Genomic DNA, 3,011 nt, shown 5'->3' on the forward strand with positions numbered 1-3,011 from the left:
ATGGCTTCTTCTTCATTCGCAACAACGAAGAAAGAAGCGATAGGGCCGAAGAGCTCTTCCCGATAGATCGGGTCGCTTGTGTTGATGTTGCTAAGTATGGTGGGTTCAATATAGAACCCTTCCCGATCGATGCGATGGCCGCCACACTCGATAGCTGCGCCTGAATCAACCGCGCGCTGGATCTGGTCAAGAAGGTGATCGAGGGCTTTTTCTGACGAAATCGGCCCAAGCGTCGTATTCGCGTCCGCAGGGTCGCCGGCCTGCAGGGCGGTCATGGCCTTTTTGAAACCGCTGAGGAATTCCTCGCCGCGCTGCTTGCCGACAACGATGATGCGTTTCGAGCCAACGCAAACCTGTCCGCAATTCAGCGTCCGTCCGATTAACGCGGTATCGATGGCCCATTCGAGTGGAGCATCCTCCAGGACGATCATGGCATCGTTGCCACCGAGTTCGAGTACGACTTTTTTCAGATTGCGCCCGGCCCGCTCAGCAACAGCGGCGCCGGCTCTTTCACTGCCGGTGAGGGTTACTCCACGCACGCGTGGATCGTCGATGATCCTCCCGACCTGGTCAATCGACGCGAAGACGCTGGTGTAGACGCCCGCGGGCGCACCAGCTTCTTCAAACAGTCGAGCAAACGCCAGTGCACATTGCGGCACGTTTTCGGCATGCTTCAAGATGAGTACATTGCCAACCATGAGCTGCGGAGCGGCAACGCGGGCGATCTGGTAGTACGGGTAATTCCACGGTTCGACACCCAGCAGGATTCCAACCGGATAAACATGGACTTTGGCGCCGGACACCTCCGGCACTTGTTGCGGCTCAAGGAACTCGTGTGCGCGCTGCGCGTAATAGTCGAGGATATTTGCTGATAACCTCACTTCGGCGCGTGCTTCGGCGATCCTCTTTCCCATCTCCAGCGTGATAATCTGCGCATATTCTTCCGCCTTGTCTCGCAGGATAGATGCCGCCTTCGCGATAACCCGCGCACGATCCGCAACGGACCGATGCCGCCAATCCAGTTCAAAAGCACCGTGAGCCGTCGCAATAATTCCCTCGATCTCGTCGTCCTTGGCACCTTCGAACGTTTTGACTAGTTTTCCTGTCGCCGGGTTGGTTGTCTTGTATTCCATCTAACGCTCCTCGCTATGTCAGCAGAATATGGACGGAAAATGGGATCAGATAGCGCCCGAGCCCCTGAATTTTTTTACCATCCATGCATCGTTGGCTCATTCTGGACTTGACCCTCCCGGCAGACAATCCCATTGGGAAAGGATGCAGCGTTCACTGCCAGTTAACATGGCGCCGACGACGCAGTCTCCAAAAAAGGGATGGGCAGGGCACGTCGGTCAGTGCGCACGTGGCCTGGCCTGGTGTGGCGCGGGCGGCCAGTTCCGGGGCAAACAGGACGTGTCTTCCGACGGCCTGTTGGAGGCGGACGCACCGGCGGCCAGCAGTGCGGTCAGACGGAACCAGTGGTTTAAAGGGGCGATTGCGTCGCGGCGACTCTGCAGTCGCGCGGTCGTTGTGACGCCTCGTTGACAGCTACGGCTCCACAAGATGCGGTGAGGCTTCGAATTGGTGCGCCGGGTTACGGGACCGGCGCAACTTGATGCGCTGATTTCCAGCTCTCAGCGTATTCCCTCAATTCTTTTTCAAGGTATTCCATTAGCGCCCGTTTTGCGGGTGACGGGAAATGGCTTGGAAGAGTGAGAATGTACAGGCTGTTAAGCTGCCCGACGATCCGGTACTGCGGAAGTACTTGCTGCAGATTTTTGGCGGCCGGTCCGCACATTGCATATATTGGCAGAATACCGATGCCCATGCCTTCCAGTACAGCATCGAGGAGAAATGGGTAGTCCGCCGATTGTAGCGTTGGCTGGATATGGACGAGCTGGGCGTCCATATCGTCATTTCGCTTTCTAAGCTCGATCGTAGACTCCTGACTTGGCGGCAACCCGATAAAAGTCTGCGACGCGAGGTCCGCGGGGCAGTTAATCGGTCCGCGTCTCTGAGAATAATCCGTGGATGCGCAGAGGACCCAGTCAATTGAACAAACTTCACGAGCGACGTAATCCAAAGGCGGTGTTCGCTCGATCCGCAGTGCAATGTCGATTTCGGATGCGATAAGATCTTCGATCCGGTTATTGAAGGTGATTGTCAGCGAGATTCCCGGATGAATCCGCGCGAACTCACGTAGCTTCGATCCGACAAATAACCTGCCAATGCCGGTGGGTACGCTGATGCGAATCCGCCCCGTCAGCGTGTGCCCAAGCATGTCGATGGATGCACGGGCGTTATCCAGATCATCCAGCATACGCCGTCCGCTGGCGTAGAGCACCTGACCCGCTTCGGTCAGCTCGAAACTGCGCGCCGATCTTCGAACAAGTTGCGCTCCTGTTTCACGCTCGAGAACCTTGAGTCTCTGGCTGATGTTTGACTTGGACATATTGAGCTTGCGCGCGGCTGCGGCCAAGCCGTGACACTCCACAATCTCAATAAACAACGTGATCAGATTCAGGTCCATTCGGGGTACTCGATGAGTAGCTGAACCGCGAGCGCTTTCGCGTTGGGGCCGCGCCTTCGCAAGGCACGACCTGGATTGCAAGCGCCTTATTGATGCCTATCCCTCAGCAGAGATATTACTCTTGCGGCGCTCTGACATCCTGTGTGCACACTGGTAGCTAAAGCAGGTCAGGACGCGTTCATGTTGTCAGATGCCTCCGAACTGAGCGTCGGCCAAGGCCGATGTCGCGACGACGACCATAGTTCTTCGAAGGTCTCTTGTCGAAGTGGAAGGGATGTTCGAGCGCTCATTTCAGGGCGATGGGGAACGACCGTAGATGGCCGGCAAGCGACCAAAGATGCTGTGCCCAGCGGTAGCCAAGCCAGCCAAGCATCGCGCCCGCCGCTCCGCCGGCAAGATAACCGTGATATGGGGTATCCATTTAACCGGAGTTACACTCGGGCATGGAGCTTCCAATCGCAGGCATTGACTACCCTCGTTCCTT

The 3,011-nt window shown here is 56.7% G+C and carries 2 protein-coding genes; both read right to left on the minus strand.

Features of this window, described 5'->3' with window-relative positions:
• Nucleotides 1-1,133: aldehyde dehydrogenase family protein (locus ACGLHR_RS51235; protein ID WP_400103723.1), on the minus strand; the 1,133-nt coding region annotated here is incomplete at its 3' end.
• 458 nt (nucleotides 1,134-1,591) lie between these two features.
• Nucleotides 1,592-2,527, minus strand: a complete 936-nt coding sequence (locus ACGLHR_RS51240) for a LysR family transcriptional regulator (RefSeq protein WP_400103725.1) — start codon at nucleotides 2,525-2,527, stop codon at nucleotides 1,592-1,594.
• Between the last annotated feature and the right edge of the window lie 484 nt (nucleotides 2,528-3,011).

It is taken from the genome of Cupriavidus sp. CuC1, from assembly GCF_044627735.1.
In the GTDB taxonomy this organism is placed as follows: domain Bacteria; phylum Pseudomonadota; class Gammaproteobacteria; order Burkholderiales; family Burkholderiaceae; genus Cupriavidus; species Cupriavidus ulmosensis.

Excerpts from the sequence above, each read along its gene's own strand:
- ACGLHR_RS51240 (WP_400103725.1), bottom strand. The coding sequence starts at position 2,527 with ATGGACCTGAATCTGATCACGTTGTTTATTGAGATTGTGGAGTGTCAC.